This window comes from Reichenbachiella sp. (assembly GCF_965233835.1).
Lineage (GTDB): Bacteria > Bacteroidota > Bacteroidia > Cytophagales > Cyclobacteriaceae > Reichenbachiella.
This window is the reverse complement of sequence record NZ_OZ247585.1, coordinates 3,249,550-3,267,351: the sequence shown is the minus strand read 5'-3', so window position 1 is coordinate 3,267,351 and position 17,802 is coordinate 3,249,550. Positions and strand designations below refer to the sequence as shown.

Genomic DNA, 17,802 nt, shown 5'->3' with positions numbered 1-17,802 from the left:
AGCTTTTTTTATGTCTAATTTTTTCAAATTCTAGTTGCTTGGAGCATGAGGATTCCCTACCATGTATCGAGCGTCATTTGGGTTTTTTCGCTTGTCAGCATAATACTTTTCTCGTTTATCACCTCCGTCAGAGAATGGATTGTAAACTCCATAGATAATCCTTCTGGTTTTGTCCGATTGATTAGGTTCTGATCTATGAGGTAATCTTTCGGTAAATATCAAAGCATCCCCAGGTTGTGTGGGTAGTTTTTTCCAGGTTAGTGAGTCTTCAATACTTTGCTTGATTTTCATGTACTCTGGCCTTTCGGGAAAAGGAGCTTCCATAGGAATAATTTCCAGAGAATCTAACGGCCAATTTGGAACCACCTGCAAGCAGCCATTTTCTTCAGTGGCTTCATCTACACTAACCAAAATGGATAGATAAGGTGCAATCTCTGGATCAAATGATGAATTTTCGCCTTGCTCATAAGCAACACCATCTTGGTGAGCTGCGTGGGGTCCGCCTCCTGGAGATTTGAAATTAATTCGTTCTTTATACAAAACAGCAGGTTCTTTCATCAACTCAGAAATGAGTTCAATAATAGTTTGTCCCGTGAATATTTCTTTCATTCCTTCATGATAAGGAATGAAGTTTTCCACCCGAGAAAGTTGATTAGGATTGTCCATTTCATAATAAGACATCCATTTGTCAAAATCGGGTTCCCAATTAGAAATCTCATCTATCCAAGTTGATAGCTCGGCGATGCGATTTTTAAAAAGGCCAGGAATATGGATATACGAGTTTTCGTTCCAAAACTTGACTTGTTCTTCGGTTAGCAACTTGGTGTTAACTTGTGTCATTAGGTAAAATAGTTGTACGCCACTGACTAGGTGGTGTTGTTTCAAAATGCAGCTCGATTGAATTTATAGTCGTTTATATTACGCATTCAACAAAGAAGAGATGCGTAAGATTCATTGTTTTATTGATTGAAATATCCAGTCATTTCTTCCATCACTCTGTGCATATCATCGGGATATAAATCTCCAATAATGGCCACTCTAAATGTGGCTTTTTCAGGCATTACTCCAGGATATATAGTAATATCCCTCTCATAAAGATAGTCATGAAAGTGGTCGAAGTCAAAACCTTCTTTTCCATCCAATTTCAATGCCAATAATATTTTGGATTCTTGATCGAGTGGAAGAAGTGGTTTGAAACCTAAATCCAAAAGCCCATCATAAAGTATTTGCCAATTGGCCTTGTACCGCTCCCATCTAGTTTCAACCCCCTCTTCGAGAGTCTCTTTAATGGCCGCCATGAATGAATAGCAAATTTGAACTGGAGGAGTGAAGCGGAGTTGATTCTTTTTCTGAAGGTTGTCCCACTGTTTGTACACGTCAAAGTAATAACTTCTCCCATTGGTCTGCAGGGCTTCTTTTTGGTTGTCGTGAAACAATACAAAGGATAATCCAGCCATGCCATGTATGCACTTGTTAGATGAACTGAAAATATAGTCCACGCCCAATTCTGATAACTTATAAGGATATGCACCAAAAGTGCTCATCGCATCTACAATGGAAACGACTTTCAAGTCCTTGCAAATTTCTACCAATTCTTCTACTGGGTCCATCATACCTGTAGAAGTTTCATGATGGATAAATGCTAAATGAGAGTATTTTTTTGAAGCTAATGCTTCTTTTACCTGCGCTGGTTCTGTATAATCTCCATATTCAAAAAGAGAATCATAGTTGATCCCGTAGTTGTCACAAATTTGTGTCATCCGAATACCATAGGCGCCATTCGTGAGAATCAATACTTTATCCTCTTTGCCAATCGCGGAGGTAAGTGTTGCTTCCATCGCTCCAGTACCACTGGCTCCAAATAGTGCTACATTGTAGTCTTTTTCACCTTTCCCAATTTCTAGCAATCCATCACATATGTCATGCATCAGGTTACCGAATTCAGTTTCTCTTGGGCAAATATCATCTACGACCAATGCGTCTTTTACATTTGGTGTTGTAGTAGCGGGGCCGGGGTTGAGGAGTATTTTTCTTGTCATGGTTATGAAATTATTAGGGCAAAAATAAAGTCATTCCGATTAGATCAGAACGACTTTACAAATTTTCATTTTATACGGGTTGAAATTAGTTACCCAAGTTTTTCATAAAATCAATCTTGTTGTCTGCTGGCTTGATAGTCGGTCGTCCAAGATCTTTTCTTGAACCTTTTTTTACATTGATTTCCAACATAGAAGGTCCAGCACTAGCTAAGAAATTAGGCATGATCTCTTTCAATTCGTCCTCAGAAGATGCAGTGAATGTCGATTTGTAGTTGCAAGCCTCAGCAATCTTCTTAAAGTCGGTAGTAAAGCCAACTGTTGGTTGTCCACCTACTGACTCATGTGCACCATTGTTAACCAGAATGTATTTTAGGTTATCTGGTGCCTGATCTCCAACGATAGCAGTCGATCCCATGTGCATTAAGAATGATCCGTCACCATCCAAGCAAACTACTCGTCTGTCTGGTTTGCCAAGGGCTATACCTAGAGCTATCTGAGATGTATGTCCCATGTTGCCTACACACAAAAAGTCTCTGAAGTGAGGCTCGTTTCTAGCTTCTCTCACTTCGAAAACCTCTCGAGAGGTTTTTCCCGTAGTGGAGACCATCACATCGTCATCATTCAACTCCTCGAGCAAAACCTCAATGGCTCGCTCCCTCGACATAGGGAAGGTGTCTGGTTTAGCACTTTGCAATTTGTATGGTTCGAAGGTTTCCTTTTCTATTAAAAGAATGTAAGGTGCCTTTTCTTTTTGCATGAATTCAAAAGCAGTGTTGATTTGCTTTTGGGCTTCTGCCATGTCTTTCGACAAAATACAATAAGGAATCTCCAAGGATTGGATCATCGCCTCATTGATTCTGCCCATTTTCACGTGCTGCGGCTCATCCTTTACTCCCGGACGGCCTCTCCAGCCTACCATCAAAAGCATAGGAATGGAGTATACATCCGGATCGGTAAGAGATGTCAATGGATTGATCGTATTTCCAAAACCTGAGTTTTGCATATACACCAATGGAATTTTACCAGTGGCTAAATGATAACCCGCCGCAATTCCAATACAAGCCCCTTCGTTGGCCGCAATAATGTCATTACTGTTGTCAGCTACATAAGCGCAGAAATCTTTCAACAAGGAGTCAGGAACCCCAGTAGAGAAATCTACACCTTTTGATGTGATGAAATCAAAAAACTCTGCAGTATTGAGCATGAATTAATTTGGTAAAATGGTTAAGATCTCTTTAATAGACATGCAGTACTCGTCTGCTTCTTTAGATCGCTGGTGGGTCAAGATAGACTCAGCAGTTTTCTTCATGGCAGGGAAAGCACTTCTCAATAAGTGATTAGCATAAATCACAATATTGAATCCAGCTGCTTTCAACTCTTCTTCAGTGAACTGATTGTATGAAGAAGGAACAGATATTACTGGTACTTTCACGTCGAATTTCTGGTATTCTTTCATGAATTCCATGATTTCCTTACCATCCTTATGACGAGAGTGAATCATGATTCCGTCAGTTCCAGCTTCGATATACGCCTTTGCTCTTGTCAAAGCATCTTCCATGCCTTTATCAGCGATCAAACTTTCTAGTCTAGAGAAGATCATGAATTCGTCTGTTACCTGTGCTTTTTTACCAGCCTGGATTTTTTCACAGAATCCTTCAATGGTGTCCAAAGTTTGTTCTACCTCTGTTCCAAACAATGAGTTTCTTTTAAGACCCACTTTGTCTTCGATAACTACAGCTGAAAGGCCTAATCTTTCAATGTTTCTTACCAACATAGCGAAGTGCTCTGCTACACCTCCTGTATCACCGTCAAGGATCATTGGTTTGGTGGTTACATCAAGGATGTCATTGATAGTAGAGAATCTAGAGGTTCTGTCTACGTATTCCGTATCAGGCTTACCTTTTGCCGTAGAGTCGGTCAAACTACTTACCCACATGGCGTCAAATTCCCTAACTTCTCCATCAAGTTCCACTTTGGTGTCTTCTACGATCAGGCCAGAGATACCATTGTGTGTCTCCATCACTTTCACCAGATGATTGTTGTCGAGCATTCTTCTCAACATTCTTCTTCTGATGTCAGGCGTATTTCCAATTTCTTTTAGGGCTTGTCTCAAACCTGTAGAAGAGATGCCTGAGGTGTATTCTGGTTCAACTAGTTCACCACCCCATTCAGCCAAAGTCTTAATCACTCTGTCTCTAATGTGTCTTTGAGGACCTGTTTTCCAGTCGTCCCCATGAACAACATAATCAGGCTTTAGTGCCTTTAGGTTTTTTTCATAATCAAGTTCTTCCTGTGGAATTACTTCGTGAACACCCTTTATGTTTTCCAAAATTTGTTTTCTCTCATCGAAAGAAAGGAAAGGTACACGTGCGAATTTTGACACCGCTTCGTCTGACAATAACCCGATGGTTACTTCCCCTAATTCGCGTGCTTTTTCAATGATGTTGATGTGGCCGTGGTGTACCAAATCAGTACCCATACCGACATACACTTTTTTCATGCTAAACTTGATTTTAAAGTCTTAATTATTTTGAAATTCATTTTGGGTCGGGTTGCAAAACTAAAAGATATATTTTGCAATCATTTACTATGACTCATAAAATTGCATTTACCCCCAAAGCAATTTTTATCTATCTTCGCCACTTTAAAAATAGAGTATATAAAACTACACCATGAGTAATCAAAACATCAAAACAGCAGTCATTTTAGCCGCAGGACGAGGGACGAGGTTAGGCAATCGAACTAAGGAAATGCCTAAGGGTTTTCTTGAGGTAGGAGGAGAGACGTTGATAGAGCGCTCTATACGATTACTCAAAAAAAACGGTATAGAGAAAATCGTAGTGGGTGTAGGTCATAAGGGTACTGCTTACGAAGATATTGCTGAAAAGTATGATTTGACCATTTATTATAATAATGAGTACTCTACCACCGAGAGTATGTATACTTTGGTTTGTGCCGCTCCTCATATTGATGGCGATTTTCTGCTTTTAGAATCGGATTTGCTTTATGATGTGTCTGCTCTGCAGACTATATTGGAAACAAGTCAGCCAAATGTGATTTTGGGAAGTGGATTTACCGATTCCGGAGATGAGGTCTATTTGCATGGTTTTGAAAGTGGGGACTTTAGATATCTGTCTCAGGATGGCAATGATAAAATTAATGCATACGCCGAACTTGTAGGTATATGTAAGTTGAGTCTTGATTTTTATAAAAAGATGATTGCTCTCCCAACCATCAAAAAGATGAAGTATGAATATGCCTTTAATGTTCTTTCTCCAAAAGAAGACATTATTATAGAGAAGCAATCAGATTTGGTGTGGTGTGAAATCGATGATGAAGACCATTTGAATCGAGCATTATCTAAAATATTGCCAAGATTAAGCAGTTAATCCTCTTTTTCGTACCAATAACCTGTGGTTCGATCTCTTCGGCCATTACTGCCCAAATAGTTGTAGATGTGTTTTAAGTAGGCCACAGGCTCAGCAGGAATAAATGTGTCTTGTCCTAGAAATTTTGTGGGCTTAACAGGTAAGGCCAGTTCTTTGGCGTACGGTGTACGCTCAGCAACATAATGACTGTTTTCGTACGAGGTAAGTGTGCCATCTTTATCTTCATAGAAATAGATGTCAGCGTCAAACCCTTTATAATTGAAGTAGAGCTTAGGTCCTCGATGTCTGAATGACGTATCATATAACTTAAATCCTTTCGGTAAGTCGTTCTTCTTACTCCATATTTTCTCAAACTCCTCTTCATGAGCGCCAAAATCTACATCGATATCATGGGGTAAAATGGCCTCTTCTCTGTGATATCCCAATAAAGTACCAAAGTCTATCCAATATACAGCTCCGGTCTTTTGCATGTATTCATTCGTGACTTTAAAAAGCTCTTCTAAAATCTCTAGCTTTTTGTTGGTATAGTTACCTGGTAGCGTTGTGAAGAACACATTGATAAAGCGTTGAAGTTTTTGTATGATGGATGAAAGATTCATAGTTTTGCGCTCAATTTTAATCGTGCAAATCAAACAAAATTTGAGCAAATCCGATCAGTCTATTGATATTGTTTACACTTGGGTGAATGGGGATGATCCTGTTTACATAGAAAGGTGTCAAAAATTCGCTGAAAATTTGGATGATGTAAATCCCGAAAGATTCAGGGATGTGTACGATATGATTAAGTATAGCCTGCGTTCGATTGAAAAATTCGTACCATGGGCTGGCAATATTTATATCCTCACACAAAAACCACAAATACCGGATTGGTTGAATACTGATCATCCAAGAATAAAAGTGGTTCATCATGAAGATATCTTTGATGAAGAATACTTGCCTACTTACAGTTCTAGTGTCATCGAAAGTTATCTTGATAAAATCCCAGGGCTATCAGAGCACTTTCTCTACATGAATGATGATTTTCTTTTTGGCAATGAAACACCCTTGGGGGCTTTTATGTCAGAGGAGGGAAGGATCAATATTTTTGGTACACTTTTCGGTGAAAATCCTAGCTGGAGGATTTACGAAGCTAAGAATGATATCATTGGTTTAGGTCTTGTAGAGCATTGCCCACTTCTGGTGAAAAAGGAGTATTGGGAAGCTATGTATAAGCTCTGGCCTGAGAAGACACATGAAAAACGATTGCATCGCTTTAGACAAGATGATGATTTCATGGCTTACAAATTGTATAAGTATTATATGCTCAAACATCAGCGAAAAACTTGTAGACCGGTCAATGTTTTTGAATTGAAAAAATGGCAGATTTTTCATAAGATCACCAACAGCTTTTCTAAACAACAAAGAGCTTTTGAAAGAATAAATAGGGTACAGCCCAACTTTTATTGTCTAAACGATGATCAGAAGGACAATCCTAATCAAAAGGTTGTTGACCTGGTACAAGAATTTTTAAAGAATTATTACCCTGAAAAGTCCTCTTTTGAAAGGTAAGTTTTGCCACAAGGCAATAAAACACATTAAATGAAAATAATCAAATTATTAATTCAGTCGTCTAAGTTGCTGTTCACCATAGCTGTTATTACAAGTGCTATGACTGGATTGTGTTCATCATTTTTAATTAAAATGATCGTAGAATCGATAAACACTTCAAACTTTGAGGCTGATAATTTCAAGCTTCAATTTGGTTTGCTGTGGCTGAGTTACGGTGTATTGGCTGTTTCATCATCTTTTGCGATTTCTAAATTAAGTCAAGGGATCATTCATAAGCTCCGTATTTCTTTGTCAACCAAGATTTTACAGGCCGACTTTCAGCAAATTGAGTTTAATCAAGATAAAATTTTCCCCATCCTTACAGAGGACATAAAATCTATTTATCACGGTATAGACCGTTTACCAAGTGTTACAACTGGGTTGGCCACCGTTTTGGGCGTGTTGGGCTATATTGTGTTTCAACATCCTACATTAAGCTTAGCTGTATTTTGCTTGTTTTTTGCTGTGTTTTTGCTGACTCGATTATCCCTTCCGTTGATCAGAAATTATCAAGAAAAATCAAGGGTTCTTTGGAATGATATTTTTAAAATTTTCGAAGGGTTAACTTATGGTATCAAAGAGCTGTCCATTAATAAGAAATTTAAGAACTTCTATTTGAACAAGGTTATTGAAGATACTAGTAGGGAACAGAATAAGTATATGGTCAAAGAAAGCGTGGTAGTGGCCATTGCTTCTAAATCCGGAGATATGGTGTTACTACTTGGTATGGCTGGACTTGTAGTCTATATATATGCCAGTGGTTTCGTTGAGCCTTCTGTCTTTGGTGAGTTTTTGACTTTAGTACTCTTTATTATGGCACCATTGTCAACGGTCTCTGGTTGGTTCAGCAATATGAAGAGAATAGAGGTGGCATTGGAACAAATTAGTAGCACTGGAATTGATTTAGACTCTACTGCTACAGTAGAACAGCCGGAGTTACTAGAAGAAAGAAAGGATAGCGATGTAATGATTGATTTGAAGGGTGTTAAGCATGAGTATTATAACCCGGATGAAGATGAGCACTTTGAGTTGGGTCCCATAGACCTGAGTATCAAACGTGGAGAGTTGATATTTCTACTCGGAGGGAATGGAAGTGGTAAAACCACTTTGGCAAAAATGATGTTGGGACTTTACCCTCCAAAAGAAGGAGAGATTTACTTTGCTGGTCAGAAAATTACCAATGCTAACAGAGAAGATTATAGAAGCAAGTTTTCTGCGACGTTTGTCGATTCTTATTTGTTTGAGAATATTACTCACATAGAAGGAGGACAAATTCTTGAGCGAGGGAAGGAATTGATCAAAACACTGGAGATGACCAAGAAGGTTAAGATTGAAAATGGTAAATTTTCAACCACCCGATTGTCTGAGGGGCAGAAAAAAAGGTTGGGACTGATCAATGCTATATTAAAAGATACAGATATTTACCTATTCGATGAATGGGCAGCCAATCAAGACCCACACTTCAAGAAAATATTCTATGAAATCATCCTGCAGGATTTGAAAAAAGCTGGAAAGACAATTATAGTAATATCGCATGATGAACAATATTTTGATAGCGGAGATCGTGTAATAAAATTGATGGAAGGGCAGTTGGTCTAGTATGGTCGCACACAATACCATACTTACTGCGGCTGATGAATTTTATTTTCGAACCTTTTGTCAATTCGTTCATTCTTTTAAATCTCAAAAGGAGTATAGAAATAGTCAGTTAATTTGCTATGACCTGGGCTTTAATAAAGAACAAAAGACACATCTAAATTATTTGTTAGAAAGTGTTCCAAATCTTTCTGTTCGTAAGTTTGACTTTTCGAAATATCCAGAATTCGTCAACCTTGAATACAAAACTTATTCGTTTAAACCCATTATCGTAAGAGAAGTATTTGAACAGGAAAAAGGCAACCTGCTATGGTTGGACAGTGCAACCATATTGAATAGACCATTGACCTACGTTTGGGAGCAAATCGAAAATGATGGTATTTACGCCCCAATTGGAGGATCAGGCACTTTGAAGGAGTGGACGGTACAAGCTACTATGGATTATATGGGTGTACCTGAGTCTTATTACCTCAAACGTAATATTTGCGGATGTATGTGTGGGTTTGGCTTTCATAATTCAGACGTTAGAGCGTTGGTTTCGGAGTGGGAGAAGTATGCTTTAGTTCATGAGTGTATTAAGCCGGAAGGTGCGAACCGGGAAAATCACAGAGATGATCAGTCTTTGCTCACCATACTTCTATACAAATATCAGGAGACCAATTCCTTACACCTTACCAAAGACGAAGTAAACATTAGTTCCAAATACCCAATTCGATTTTTGAGCGTTAGGAATAAACTAAAACCAAACTTTCCTTACAATCTGAATTGGTTATCCATTTTTTATTTCAATCTTCGCACAAAAATAGATATCCTTATTAATAGGGTTACTTCATGAAAATTACACATATAGCAACTATAGGGGTTATTTTCCTTTCCATTGTATGGATTGCGACAAATAGTTTATTGGCGCTTGTCTTCGGATTTGTCTTTTTCTTGTTGCTCTGGATGAATGTCTTTAATTATTTGTCAGGAAAAAATTTCCTGTTAGATGTCTGGCACTATTTCTTTGTTACAAGGAGATCACTTCAATATTGGGATGAGTATTGCCTCAATAACAAGAACAAGTCTGATGTGATAATATCTCTATCCACAATTCCAAGTCGAATTTCAGAAATTGTACCTACTCTGAAAAGCCTACTAGCTCAAAAAAGATCTCCGAAGAAAATTCATTTATACGTACCTCATCTTTCCATGCGTGAACAAGTCGGGTATGACATTCCGAAAGAGATCGAAGATTTGCATTGTCTGGAAATTATCCGGACTGAAAAAGATTGGGGTCCAAGTACTAAATTTATACCTGCCATAGAATCTCTACCACCGGATCAGAAAATATTAGTATTGGATGATGATAACATGTATCATCGGGTTTTGCTCAGAGATTTCGATAAGGCATCCGACGATAACCCAGATTGGATGTTGACATCTAGTGGCTGGAGAGTTCCTGAAGATTTGGTAGACCGAGACACGACTTTTTGGACGAATGTAACATTGCAGGCTCCAGTACCTGTCCCTACTACCAGAATTAAAGATTTTTACCCAATTGACATTGTTCAAGGTTATTCTGGTTTTTTGGTTAGACCTCGATTTTTTGATTTAAATGAGCTAACCAATTATCCCGATGAGCCAGTAGCACTGAAGTACGTGGATGATGTATGGGTAAGCGCACAATCCAAGGTGCCTAAATATGTTTATCCGTCTAAAAGGTTTTGCTATACACCTTTTTGGAAGTATGATTTCTTTCAGAGCACGAGTCTGGCATCTATAAACAATCACGGAAAGGAAAGGGACGAGGATAGGAATAATTCTATTGCCCTTCGGTACTTTAAGGATAAGTGGGTGGGTAATAAAAATAATTAAACCAAAAATAGTAGCTAATTAATATGTCAGATTCCAAAAAACGTGCAATAATTATTGGCGCTGGCCCCGCAGGTCTAACTGCGGCTTTTGAGCTTCTTAAACGTACTAATATTGTACCCATAATTTATGAAATGTCGGGAGACATTGGGGGTATTTCAAAAACGGTGAACTATAAAGGGAACCGAATTGATATCGGAGGCCATCGATTTTTTTCTAAGTCTGATCGAGTGATGAATTGGTGGACCGATATGATGCCGGTAGAGAAGAATAATAGTTCACACGTTGAAATTAGTTACCAGAACAAAAAGACCGACGTAGAACTTCAGAAAGGTGGCCCTGACCCCAAAAAGTCTGATGTTGTTATGCTCATAAGGTCTCGATTATCTCGGATATTCTATCTGCGCAGCTTCTTCAGTTACCCTATCTCTCTATCTCTGGATACTGTACTTAACTTGGGGATTATCCGAATGATCAAGATTCTATTTGGATATGTAGGAGCTATATTGTTTCCAATCAAACCAGAACAAACCCTAGAGGATTTTTTGATAAACAGATTTGGAAAAGAATTGTATCTGACCTTTTTCAAGGATTACACTGAGAAAGTATGGGGCACGCCATGTCACAATATTTCGTCAGAATGGGGAGCTCAAAGAATAAAAGGACTTTCGATAACTAAAACGGTGATCCACGCAGTAAAGTCAGTGTTCAAAAAAGATAAGACCATTGGACAAAAAAATACGGAGACCAGTCTTATAGAACAGTTTTTCTATCCAAAATTCGGGCCAGGTCAAATGTGGGAAGAAACGGCCCGAAAGGTCGAAGAGATGGGAGGCGAATTGCATTTGCATCATGAAATTGTTTCTTTGAAAGTTATTGATAATGAAGTCCAGCAGGTTGTTGTGTTGGATAGAACTACCAACGAAAAGAAGGAAATTAATGGGGATTACTTCTTTTCTACTATGCCAGTAAAGGAATTGATAAGCAGTATGGAAGGTGATCAGATTCCATCAGATGTAGCAGATGTGGCTTCAGGTCTACAGTACAGAGATTTTATCACTGTTGGTTTGTTACTTAAGAAATTGCATGTTAAGACTCGAAGAAGTAAGGAAGCTCAGGTAACTGTGAAGGATAATTGGATATATATTCAAGAACCTGATGTTAAAGTGGGGCGATTACAGGTTTTTAATAATTGGAGTCCATATATGGTAAAGTCTGAAGATACCGTTTGGATTGGACTTGAATACTTCTGCAATGAAGGAGATGAACTTTGGTCAAAAAAAGACAATGACTTTATTGAGTTTGGAATAAAAGAATTAGAAAAAATTGATTTTCTAAAAAAAGAAGATGTTTTGGATTCTACTATTATCAGAATGCCAAAGACCTACCCGGCTTATTTTGGTTCTTATCAGGATTTCGATAAAATAATTGATCATACAAATCAAATTGAAAATTTGTTTATGATTGGTAGAAATGGAATGCACAAGTATAATAACCAGGACCATTCAATGCTCACCGCAATGGCAGCAGTTGAAAATATTGTTAATGAAAGAAAGAATAAGGATAATATTTGGGCTGTAAATACTGAAGTGGAATATCATGAAGAAACCAGTTGATGAACAGGTCATTCAAATTGATACTCGATATGCAGTAATTCTGTTTTATGCTTCTGTCTTTATGGTTTTTTTAATAGCCATATTCAGAGACTTTGATAGAGATGAACTAGAGGCTGTGCACTCGGCTTGGAAGTTATTGCAAGGGGAGTCAATTTATAAAGATTTTTTCCAGCATCACCATGCCTTTCTTTACCATCTCATAAGCCCTGTCATTGACTTGTTCGGAGAAGATGTAATAGTGCTTTACGTGTTACGTCTTATCAACTTTTCATGCTTTTTAGGGATGCTTTGGTGCACCTTTCAAATTATGGAAGTGGTTTTTCAGAATAAACAAACCTCTTGGTTGTCGGTGTTTCTTTTGGCTTCAACCGTAATATTTGTTGAAAAAGCCATTGAAATTCGTCCAGATGTTCCTCAGATACTTTTTGGCCTATTTGCTATACTGTTTCTTTTCAGACATGTTTATGGTCGGGAACAATGGACGCATCTATTAAGCGCTTTTTGCCTGGGTGTATCATTTTTGTTTTTACAGAAAGCAATATTCATTGTCGCAGGCTTAGGAGCTCTTCAGCTCATTTGGCACTTTGAAAGTAGATTTTCTCTAAAAAAACTTATAACCTACTGGCTAATTTTTGGGATTACAATAAGTCCATACTTCATATTGCTAATTTCAGAACAAGAATTTGAAAATTATGTTTTTTGGAATTGGATAATTAACATGCATTTTGATGATGCTTTTTCACCGTTTAAGGTGATACTGAATTCGTTTTATTACAATCATATCCTTTGGGTATTTTTTTTATTGGGTATAATTAATTGCTTCAAAAATACAGGAAGAGATTTATCTATATTGAGTTTACTCTTATTAGGATCTGTGTTTTTGGTTCAGGCACCTTATAGACAATATTTTATGTCAGCGCTCCCCTTGATGTGTGGTGTTGCCGCATACGGAATGCTCAATGTCCTTTCACTCAAGCGACTTAAATTGGTGGTGATTCTTGCCTTCATAGTTCCGGCCGTATTCCTAGTTAGGACATTAATAGTTTATCCAAACGCACCTCAGGTTGCCAAGATAAATTGGGTGTTAAATCACACAGAACCAACTGACTTTGTTTATGATGGAAATATCGATTTTAATATTTTCAGAAAAGACCTAGACTTTTTTTGGTATAGTGTAGCGCCTGGCAAAGGAGGGTTAGCCACATACCAAAAATTAAAGCCATATACTTACGATATCTACGTTTTAATTGAAGAGTGCAGTCCCAGGTTGATCTCTAATAAATTTATTGAAGACATTAATCATCCTATAATTAAAGAACAGTACAAAAAATCTTCAGAGTATGATGATTTGTATATTCGGAAGAGTACTTTGTTACTTGATTAGGTACGTTGTTTTAAATGAAACTTGAAGGTTATGAATTTCCTGGTCATCCTGATATAGGAAGTTTCGTCTTGCACTATATAGAATTTGAGGTTGAATGCTGAAATTGCCAATAAACTTTACCATATCAAACCCAACATTTATTTCATAGTCAGTAGGGTAGGGTTCGAACAACCCAACACCAGCATATTCATTTACAAAGTAATCATCATCTAACCTGACTCGCGAAAAATGGAATCCATACCTTCCGGAAGGTTTATACCAATGGATTTTAAATATATCAGCTTGAGACCCAGTACCGATACCGGCGCCTATTACTTGACCATTGTTAGTATAGCCGTTTGGAACTTCTGTGTGAACGTAATAATTAGGGTTACCTCCCGGGGTGACAAGCTGAACTTGGTTGGCGCCTAAGACCGTACTTTCGTAAATAAATTGCAGTAGATCACCGTTTTTGAGTTCTATGTCTTTAATCATCCCAATGGTGCGGGCACGAGACCTGTCAGGTTGCTCCATAAACTCGAAAAAGCTTGTTGGGAAATCATTTCTAGCATATTCAATGTAGGCCTCGAATCCAACAGATGGGAATCTCCAGTCGATGGTTACTGAAACCATTTGATCATACTCATCATTTTTTGTACCAGGAGTAGAAGCAGTATTATGAATAAAAGCAGCAAAAAAATCTTTGAAATTAAGATCTCCTTCAGCCCATTTGGTATACATATAACGGTTGATTCCCACATTAAGACCTTTCATGAAGCTAGGCCTATACCCAAATGTGAAACCTGTGAAGTACCTGCGATCGTTATCAGGGTTGTTGTCAAAGTAATCAGATTCCTCAAAAGCCCCCCAAGTCATTCGATACTCAAATTCACCAATCTTGGTTTTAGCTGGACGGTTGGTGCCAATGTCAATATGTGGAAATCCAGCTGCATTTTTACTGACAATTATAGGGTTGTATCTGGCTGGCCCCACTGAAAAATTTGCAGTGGATAGCGCAGCAGTAAAGTTTCGGTATATAACTCTCACTTCTGATTGTCCCAAATGAAAATTATAGAAGGGGTCATCACCGTACCTTACGATCCAGTCAATGGGGCCTTCAAATGGAAATGAAAATTCACTTTTGGTGAGGGCTAATTCTGATTCCGGAATATGAAAATCCCTATTTTCTGCGTACGTAAAAACTGGTGCAAAAGTGAAGTGTAGTATTCCGTAGTTTCCATAAAGGCCTCCTGTAATGAATGCATTATGGCCTTTTCCTTGCCATACCGGTCCATCATTATATCCTCTGGGGTAGGTGCTGTTAAAAGTATAGTTGACCTGTGGATTTAAAATTCTAGTATTGAATTTGCCCTTGCGGTTGTCAAAAGTTGTTTCCAATTTGTTGTCCCAAATATCCCAAGCTAGGGCTGAATCAGGTTGCATTGAATAAATAGGAGAAGGGAAAAAAGAAATGGCTGAGGGTAGATTGCCACTGTTTTTTTCTCTCAATAGAAGATAATAGTCCTCAGTGAAATCACCAGGGTAGAGAACTTGACAATAAGATGAAAAAGCTGTTGCTAGGAACAGCATGATTGTTAGAATTTGATTCATGAGACTTTTATTGAATTATTGCAATATTCAATTAAATAAAGGAGTATCCAAGAGTGACTGAGTAGTGTAGTACTTTGAAGTGTACTTTCTAACGCTCCAGGAATATTGTCATAAGCTAATTTCCACTAACGGATTTTAACAAAAATGGTCATTAAATAGATGCTACCATTTAACTTTTTTCAACAAATCAAGCATGCTCTCATCTACAACATCATTGCATCCAGCGTTCTTTTCGTCAAAGCCTGCTCTGCCCACAGGTCGGCCTCCTGATACATTTTGCCTAGACATATATTCTTCTAGGGATTTTGTGTAATAGTGATTAATTCTCCAACCAATTTCATCCTCGTTCTTGAGCATTTGACCAGATTTGTACCATTTGTAATGCCACCAATGTGCGCTGTAGGCGAATCTATTACTTGAAAGAAAGTCGCCATTGCCTAAATCTTTATGATCTGAATAATTCTGTTCTCTTTTGGTATATGCCTCGAGTACCGATTGGTCTGGCTTCGTGTCATAGCCGTTGTTGCCAAAGTTGATTCTGGGGACCTTAACTCCTTTGATTTTTTTTGTATCGAGTGTTTTTAACCAGTCAACTAAGTTATCCTCCCCACTCAGCGGAAATAGAAATTCATCTACATCAATTTTCATCAACCACTGAAAATCCGTCCTGTAAGTTTTAGCGGCATGAGCAAAGCCCATATGGTTTTTGTTTCTCTGATACCATTTAGTCGCCCCATCGTATTTAGTGCCATCCCACTGCGTCCATGGATGACGAGTGACATACCCCTTCTCTTCGTACGGCTTTAATATAGATCTAGCTTCTTCACCTCCATCCTGATCGTAGAGGTAGAAATGATCGACTCCAACTTTAATATGATAATCCAACCAATTTTTCAGATAGGGGTTCTCATTTTTGAAGTTTACGGCAAAGGCTAAAAAATGCTTTTTACTCATGATTGTTTCAGCGATAATACGAAGTAATTCAATATTTGTTCGGAACAAATATTAAAAACGAAATTACTAATTATTCTTATTCAAAGGCTTAGTTTTGCTCGGGTTTTTAAGAAAAATACTAGACCTCAAATATTACATGAAAGTAGTTACTATCGCCACTGATCATAATCATCACCTCGAGCGCTTACTTGTCTCTGCGAGACATTTTGGGATTGATATTATTCAATTGGGGCAGGGGAGGAAGTATCAAAGTCACAATGATAAGACTAGATGGTTGTTGGAGTATTTTGAAGGCTTAGATGATGATGAGATTGTGTTATATACTGATGGTTATGACAGTGTGTTTTTATCTGATCTCGATTACATAGAGAAGGAGTTTCTAAAAATGAATCATCCATTCGTAATGGGGACTGAACAGAATTTTAACTGTGATGCATCTCCTTTAAAGAAATTAGATTTTTATTTGACCTACCCTAAAGGCAAGAAGCCATACAGATTTCTTAATGCAGGAGGTTATATAGGTCGCGTGGGATATGTGAGAGATATGTTAAAACGTGTGGAGAAGGATGGTGAGAATGATCAAGATATGCTCAATCAGTATTACTCTAAAAACCACGGCACCATTCAGCTGGATCATGATCAGAAAATATTTAGCTGTATAGCTGGTCGGTCTGGTATGGAGGATAAGGACTACTTGTTGGATTCTGAAGGTAGAGTTAAAAATACAATCACGGGTTCAAATCCAGCGATACTCCATGCAGCGGGTAAAAACTTCTATGGCATGTACAAGGTGATTCGTCAATTAGGTTTTTTTCCAAAAGAGACATTTAGTGAAGATGAGGTTAAGCAGTATAAAAAATCTAGATTCTGGAATGGGCTTACCGCCTATACAACTCAAGATAATTACCTGTTTCATTTTCTTTTAAAGTCTATCGTTGCTATTGTAGTGTCATTGCTCATTTATCAACTAATTAAATTAGTATAGAATTAGTCTTTCTTTGTTATGCGAAAAATTTTACAATATTTAGAGAATTATGGGTTTGGTGGATTGATCATTTACCTTAAACTTATTTCATGCAAACACGGATTGATCAAGAAGGCCAAGATTAAAGTGCCAAAAATTAAGAAACCTATTTTAGTAAGGAATTCAACGAGCGATTATCCAATCTTTAATCAGGTTTTTAGAGATTTAGAATATGATATAAATTTTGGTTTCGAGCCTAAGAGTATTATTGATGCTGGAGCGAATATTGGATTAACGGCTTTATATTTTTCTGGGGAATACCCTAATTGTAAAATAATTTCGATTGAGCCTGAGTCTTTGAATTTTGAAGTTTTAGTTGAAAATACGAAAGCCAATGCTAATATTATTCCTGTAAAGAAGGCGTTATCCAATAAACTTGAGAAACTAAGCGTTATGGGGTCGGATAGGGAGACTTCTTCTTTTACCACTGAAAAGCTTGAATCCAATGAAGATGACAAAGGAAGAAGGAATGAAGTAGAAACTACAACGGTTTCTGAGCTGATGAGGGAGAATGATTTGAAATCAGTAGATGTCGTAAAAATTGATATCGAGGGATTTGAAAAAGAGCTATTTGAAAGCAATCATGAGGATTGGGTTCCATACACCAAAGTATTAATCATTGAGTTGCATGATCGAATGAAAAAGGGCTGTTCTAAGTCGTTATTTGAGTGCATGGTGAAGTATGACTTTGAACTGGATATGAGAGGTGAAAATCTAATATTTACAAATCTCAATAAACCCCTTCAGAAATAAGATTAGGATGCTATAG

16 protein-coding genes are annotated in these 17,802 nt (G+C 37.7%); 9 read left to right on the top strand and 7 right to left on the bottom strand.

What is annotated here, in order from left to right; all coding sequences use genetic code 11:
* Positions 1-30 precede the first annotated feature (30 nt).
* The 4 genes from ACO6S2_RS13765 to aepX form a co-directional block, all read right to left on the bottom strand.
* Positions 31-840, bottom strand: a complete 810-nt coding sequence (locus ACO6S2_RS13765; protein WP_422359138.1) for a phytanoyl-CoA dioxygenase family protein — start codon at positions 838-840, stop codon at positions 31-33.
* A gap of 119 nt (positions 841-959) precedes the next feature.
* Positions 960-2,039: a 2-aminoethylphosphonate aminotransferase gene (locus ACO6S2_RS13760; RefSeq protein ID WP_422359137.1), complete on the bottom strand. Its 1,080-nt coding sequence runs from the start codon at positions 2,037-2,039 to the stop codon at positions 960-962.
* An 85-nt stretch (positions 2,040-2,124) separates the two neighbouring features.
* Complete coding sequence (gene aepY / locus ACO6S2_RS13755; protein ID WP_422359136.1) at positions 2,125-3,243, bottom strand: phosphonopyruvate decarboxylase; 1,119 nt, start codon at positions 3,241-3,243, stop codon at positions 2,125-2,127.
* Between the two features lie 3 nt (positions 3,244-3,246).
* Positions 3,247-4,539, bottom strand: a complete 1,293-nt coding sequence (gene aepX / locus ACO6S2_RS13750; protein WP_422359135.1) for a phosphoenolpyruvate mutase — start codon at positions 4,537-4,539, stop codon at positions 3,247-3,249.
* A gap of 172 nt (positions 4,540-4,711) precedes the next feature.
* On the opposite strand from aepX, the gene ACO6S2_RS13745 reads away from it, so the two are divergent.
* Positions 4,712-5,428 (top strand): phosphocholine cytidylyltransferase family protein, encoded by a 717-nt coding sequence (locus ACO6S2_RS13745; RefSeq protein ID WP_422359134.1) that lies wholly within the window; start codon positions 4,712-4,714, stop codon positions 5,426-5,428.
* Here the strand turns inward: ACO6S2_RS13745 and ACO6S2_RS13740 are convergent.
* A complete protein-coding gene (locus ACO6S2_RS13740; protein ID WP_422359133.1) occupies positions 5,425-6,027 on the bottom strand; it encodes a LicD family protein in 603 nt (200 codons plus the stop codon). The two genes, ACO6S2_RS13745 and ACO6S2_RS13740, sit on opposite strands and share 4 nt — an antisense overlap.
* 40 nt (positions 6,028-6,067) lie before the next feature.
* On the opposite strand from ACO6S2_RS13740, the gene ACO6S2_RS13735 reads away from it, so the two are divergent.
* Genes ACO6S2_RS13735 through ACO6S2_RS13710 form a run of 6 tightly spaced genes read left to right on the top strand, consistent with a single transcriptional unit; the run spans position 6,068 to position 13,465 of the window.
* Positions 6,068-6,976 carry a Stealth CR1 domain-containing protein gene (locus ACO6S2_RS13735; RefSeq protein WP_422359132.1) on the top strand — a complete coding sequence of 303 codons (909 nt, stop codon included), beginning with the start codon at positions 6,068-6,070 and terminating at the stop codon, positions 6,974-6,976.
* 30 nt (positions 6,977-7,006) lie between these two features.
* Positions 7,007-8,614, top strand: coding sequence for a cyclic peptide export ABC transporter (locus ACO6S2_RS13730; protein WP_422359131.1), 1,608 nt, complete (start codon positions 7,007-7,009; stop codon positions 8,612-8,614).
* Between the two features lies 1 nt (position 8,615).
* Positions 8,616-9,446 carry a DUF1647 domain-containing protein gene (locus tag ACO6S2_RS13725; protein ID WP_422359130.1) on the top strand — a complete coding sequence of 277 codons (831 nt, stop codon included), beginning with the start codon at positions 8,616-8,618 and terminating at the stop codon, positions 9,444-9,446.
* Positions 9,443-10,468 (top strand): hypothetical protein, encoded by a 1,026-nt coding sequence (locus tag ACO6S2_RS13720; RefSeq protein ID WP_422359129.1) that lies wholly within the window; start codon positions 9,443-9,445, stop codon positions 10,466-10,468. Before ACO6S2_RS13725 ends, ACO6S2_RS13720 begins: the two co-directional genes overlap by 4 nt.
* Positions 10,469-10,491: 23 nt before the next feature.
* Positions 10,492-12,081 (top strand): NAD(P)/FAD-dependent oxidoreductase, encoded by a 1,590-nt coding sequence (locus ACO6S2_RS13715; protein WP_422359128.1) that lies wholly within the window; start codon positions 10,492-10,494, stop codon positions 12,079-12,081.
* Entirely contained in the window at positions 12,065-13,465 is a 1,401-nt protein-coding gene (locus ACO6S2_RS13710) for an ArnT family glycosyltransferase (protein WP_422359127.1), read from the top strand. The genes ACO6S2_RS13715 and ACO6S2_RS13710 overlap by 17 nt, the downstream gene beginning before the upstream one ends.
* Here the strand turns inward: ACO6S2_RS13710 and ACO6S2_RS13705 are convergent.
* Together ACO6S2_RS13705 and ACO6S2_RS13700 are read right to left on the bottom strand one after the other, a co-directional pair.
* Positions 13,454-15,055, bottom strand: a complete 1,602-nt coding sequence (locus ACO6S2_RS13705) for a capsule assembly Wzi family protein (RefSeq protein ID WP_422359126.1) — start codon at positions 15,053-15,055, stop codon at positions 13,454-13,456. The two genes, ACO6S2_RS13710 and ACO6S2_RS13705, sit on opposite strands and share 12 nt — an antisense overlap.
* A gap of 162 nt (positions 15,056-15,217) precedes the next feature.
* Positions 15,218-16,009, bottom strand: a complete 792-nt coding sequence (locus ACO6S2_RS13700) for a glycosyltransferase family 92 protein (protein WP_422359125.1) — start codon at positions 16,007-16,009, stop codon at positions 15,218-15,220.
* Positions 16,010-16,145: 136 nt separating this feature from the next.
* Here ACO6S2_RS13700 and ACO6S2_RS13695 point away from each other — a divergent pair, with 136 nt between their 5' ends.
* A complete protein-coding gene (locus tag ACO6S2_RS13695) occupies positions 16,146-16,994 on the top strand; it encodes a glycosyltransferase domain-containing protein (RefSeq protein ID WP_422359124.1) in 849 nt (282 codons plus the stop codon).
* An 18-nt stretch (positions 16,995-17,012) separates the two neighbouring features.
* A complete protein-coding gene (locus tag ACO6S2_RS13690) occupies positions 17,013-17,786 on the top strand; it encodes an FkbM family methyltransferase (RefSeq protein WP_422359123.1) in 774 nt (257 codons plus the stop codon).
* Positions 17,787-17,802 lie beyond the last annotated feature (16 nt).

Coding starts and splice junctions, on each gene's coding strand:
- ACO6S2_RS13765 (WP_422359138.1), bottom strand. CDS start 840: ATGACACAAGTTAACACCAAGTTGCTAACCGAAGAACAAGTCAAGTTT.
- ACO6S2_RS13760 (WP_422359137.1), bottom strand. CDS start 2,039: ATGACAAGAAAAATACTCCTCAACCCCGGCCCCGCTACTACAACACCA.
- aepY (WP_422359136.1), bottom strand. CDS start 3,243: ATGCTCAATACTGCAGAGTTTTTTGATTTCATCACATCAAAAGGTGTA.
- aepX (WP_422359135.1), bottom strand. CDS start 4,539: ATGAAAAAAGTGTATGTCGGTATGGGTACTGATTTGGTACACCACGGC.
- ACO6S2_RS13745 (WP_422359134.1), top strand. CDS start 4,712: ATGAGTAATCAAAACATCAAAACAGCAGTCATTTTAGCCGCAGGACGA.
- ACO6S2_RS13740 (WP_422359133.1), bottom strand. CDS start 6,027: ATGAATCTTTCATCCATCATACAAAAACTTCAACGCTTTATCAATGTG.
- ACO6S2_RS13730 (WP_422359131.1), top strand. CDS start 7,007: ATGAAAATAATCAAATTATTAATTCAGTCGTCTAAGTTGCTGTTCACC.
- ACO6S2_RS13725 (WP_422359130.1), top strand. CDS start 8,616: ATGGTCGCACACAATACCATACTTACTGCGGCTGATGAATTTTATTTT.
- ACO6S2_RS13720 (WP_422359129.1), top strand. CDS start 9,443: ATGAAAATTACACATATAGCAACTATAGGGGTTATTTTCCTTTCCATT.
- ACO6S2_RS13715 (WP_422359128.1), top strand. CDS start 10,492: ATGTCAGATTCCAAAAAACGTGCAATAATTATTGGCGCTGGCCCCGCA.
- ACO6S2_RS13710 (WP_422359127.1), top strand. CDS start 12,065: ATGAAGAAACCAGTTGATGAACAGGTCATTCAAATTGATACTCGATAT.
- ACO6S2_RS13705 (WP_422359126.1), bottom strand. CDS start 15,055: ATGAATCAAATTCTAACAATCATGCTGTTCCTAGCAACAGCTTTTTCA.
- ACO6S2_RS13700 (WP_422359125.1), bottom strand. CDS start 16,009: ATGAGTAAAAAGCATTTTTTAGCCTTTGCCGTAAACTTCAAAAATGAG.
- ACO6S2_RS13695 (WP_422359124.1), top strand. CDS start 16,146: ATGAAAGTAGTTACTATCGCCACTGATCATAATCATCACCTCGAGCGC.
- ACO6S2_RS13690 (WP_422359123.1), top strand. CDS start 17,013: ATGCGAAAAATTTTACAATATTTAGAGAATTATGGGTTTGGTGGATTG.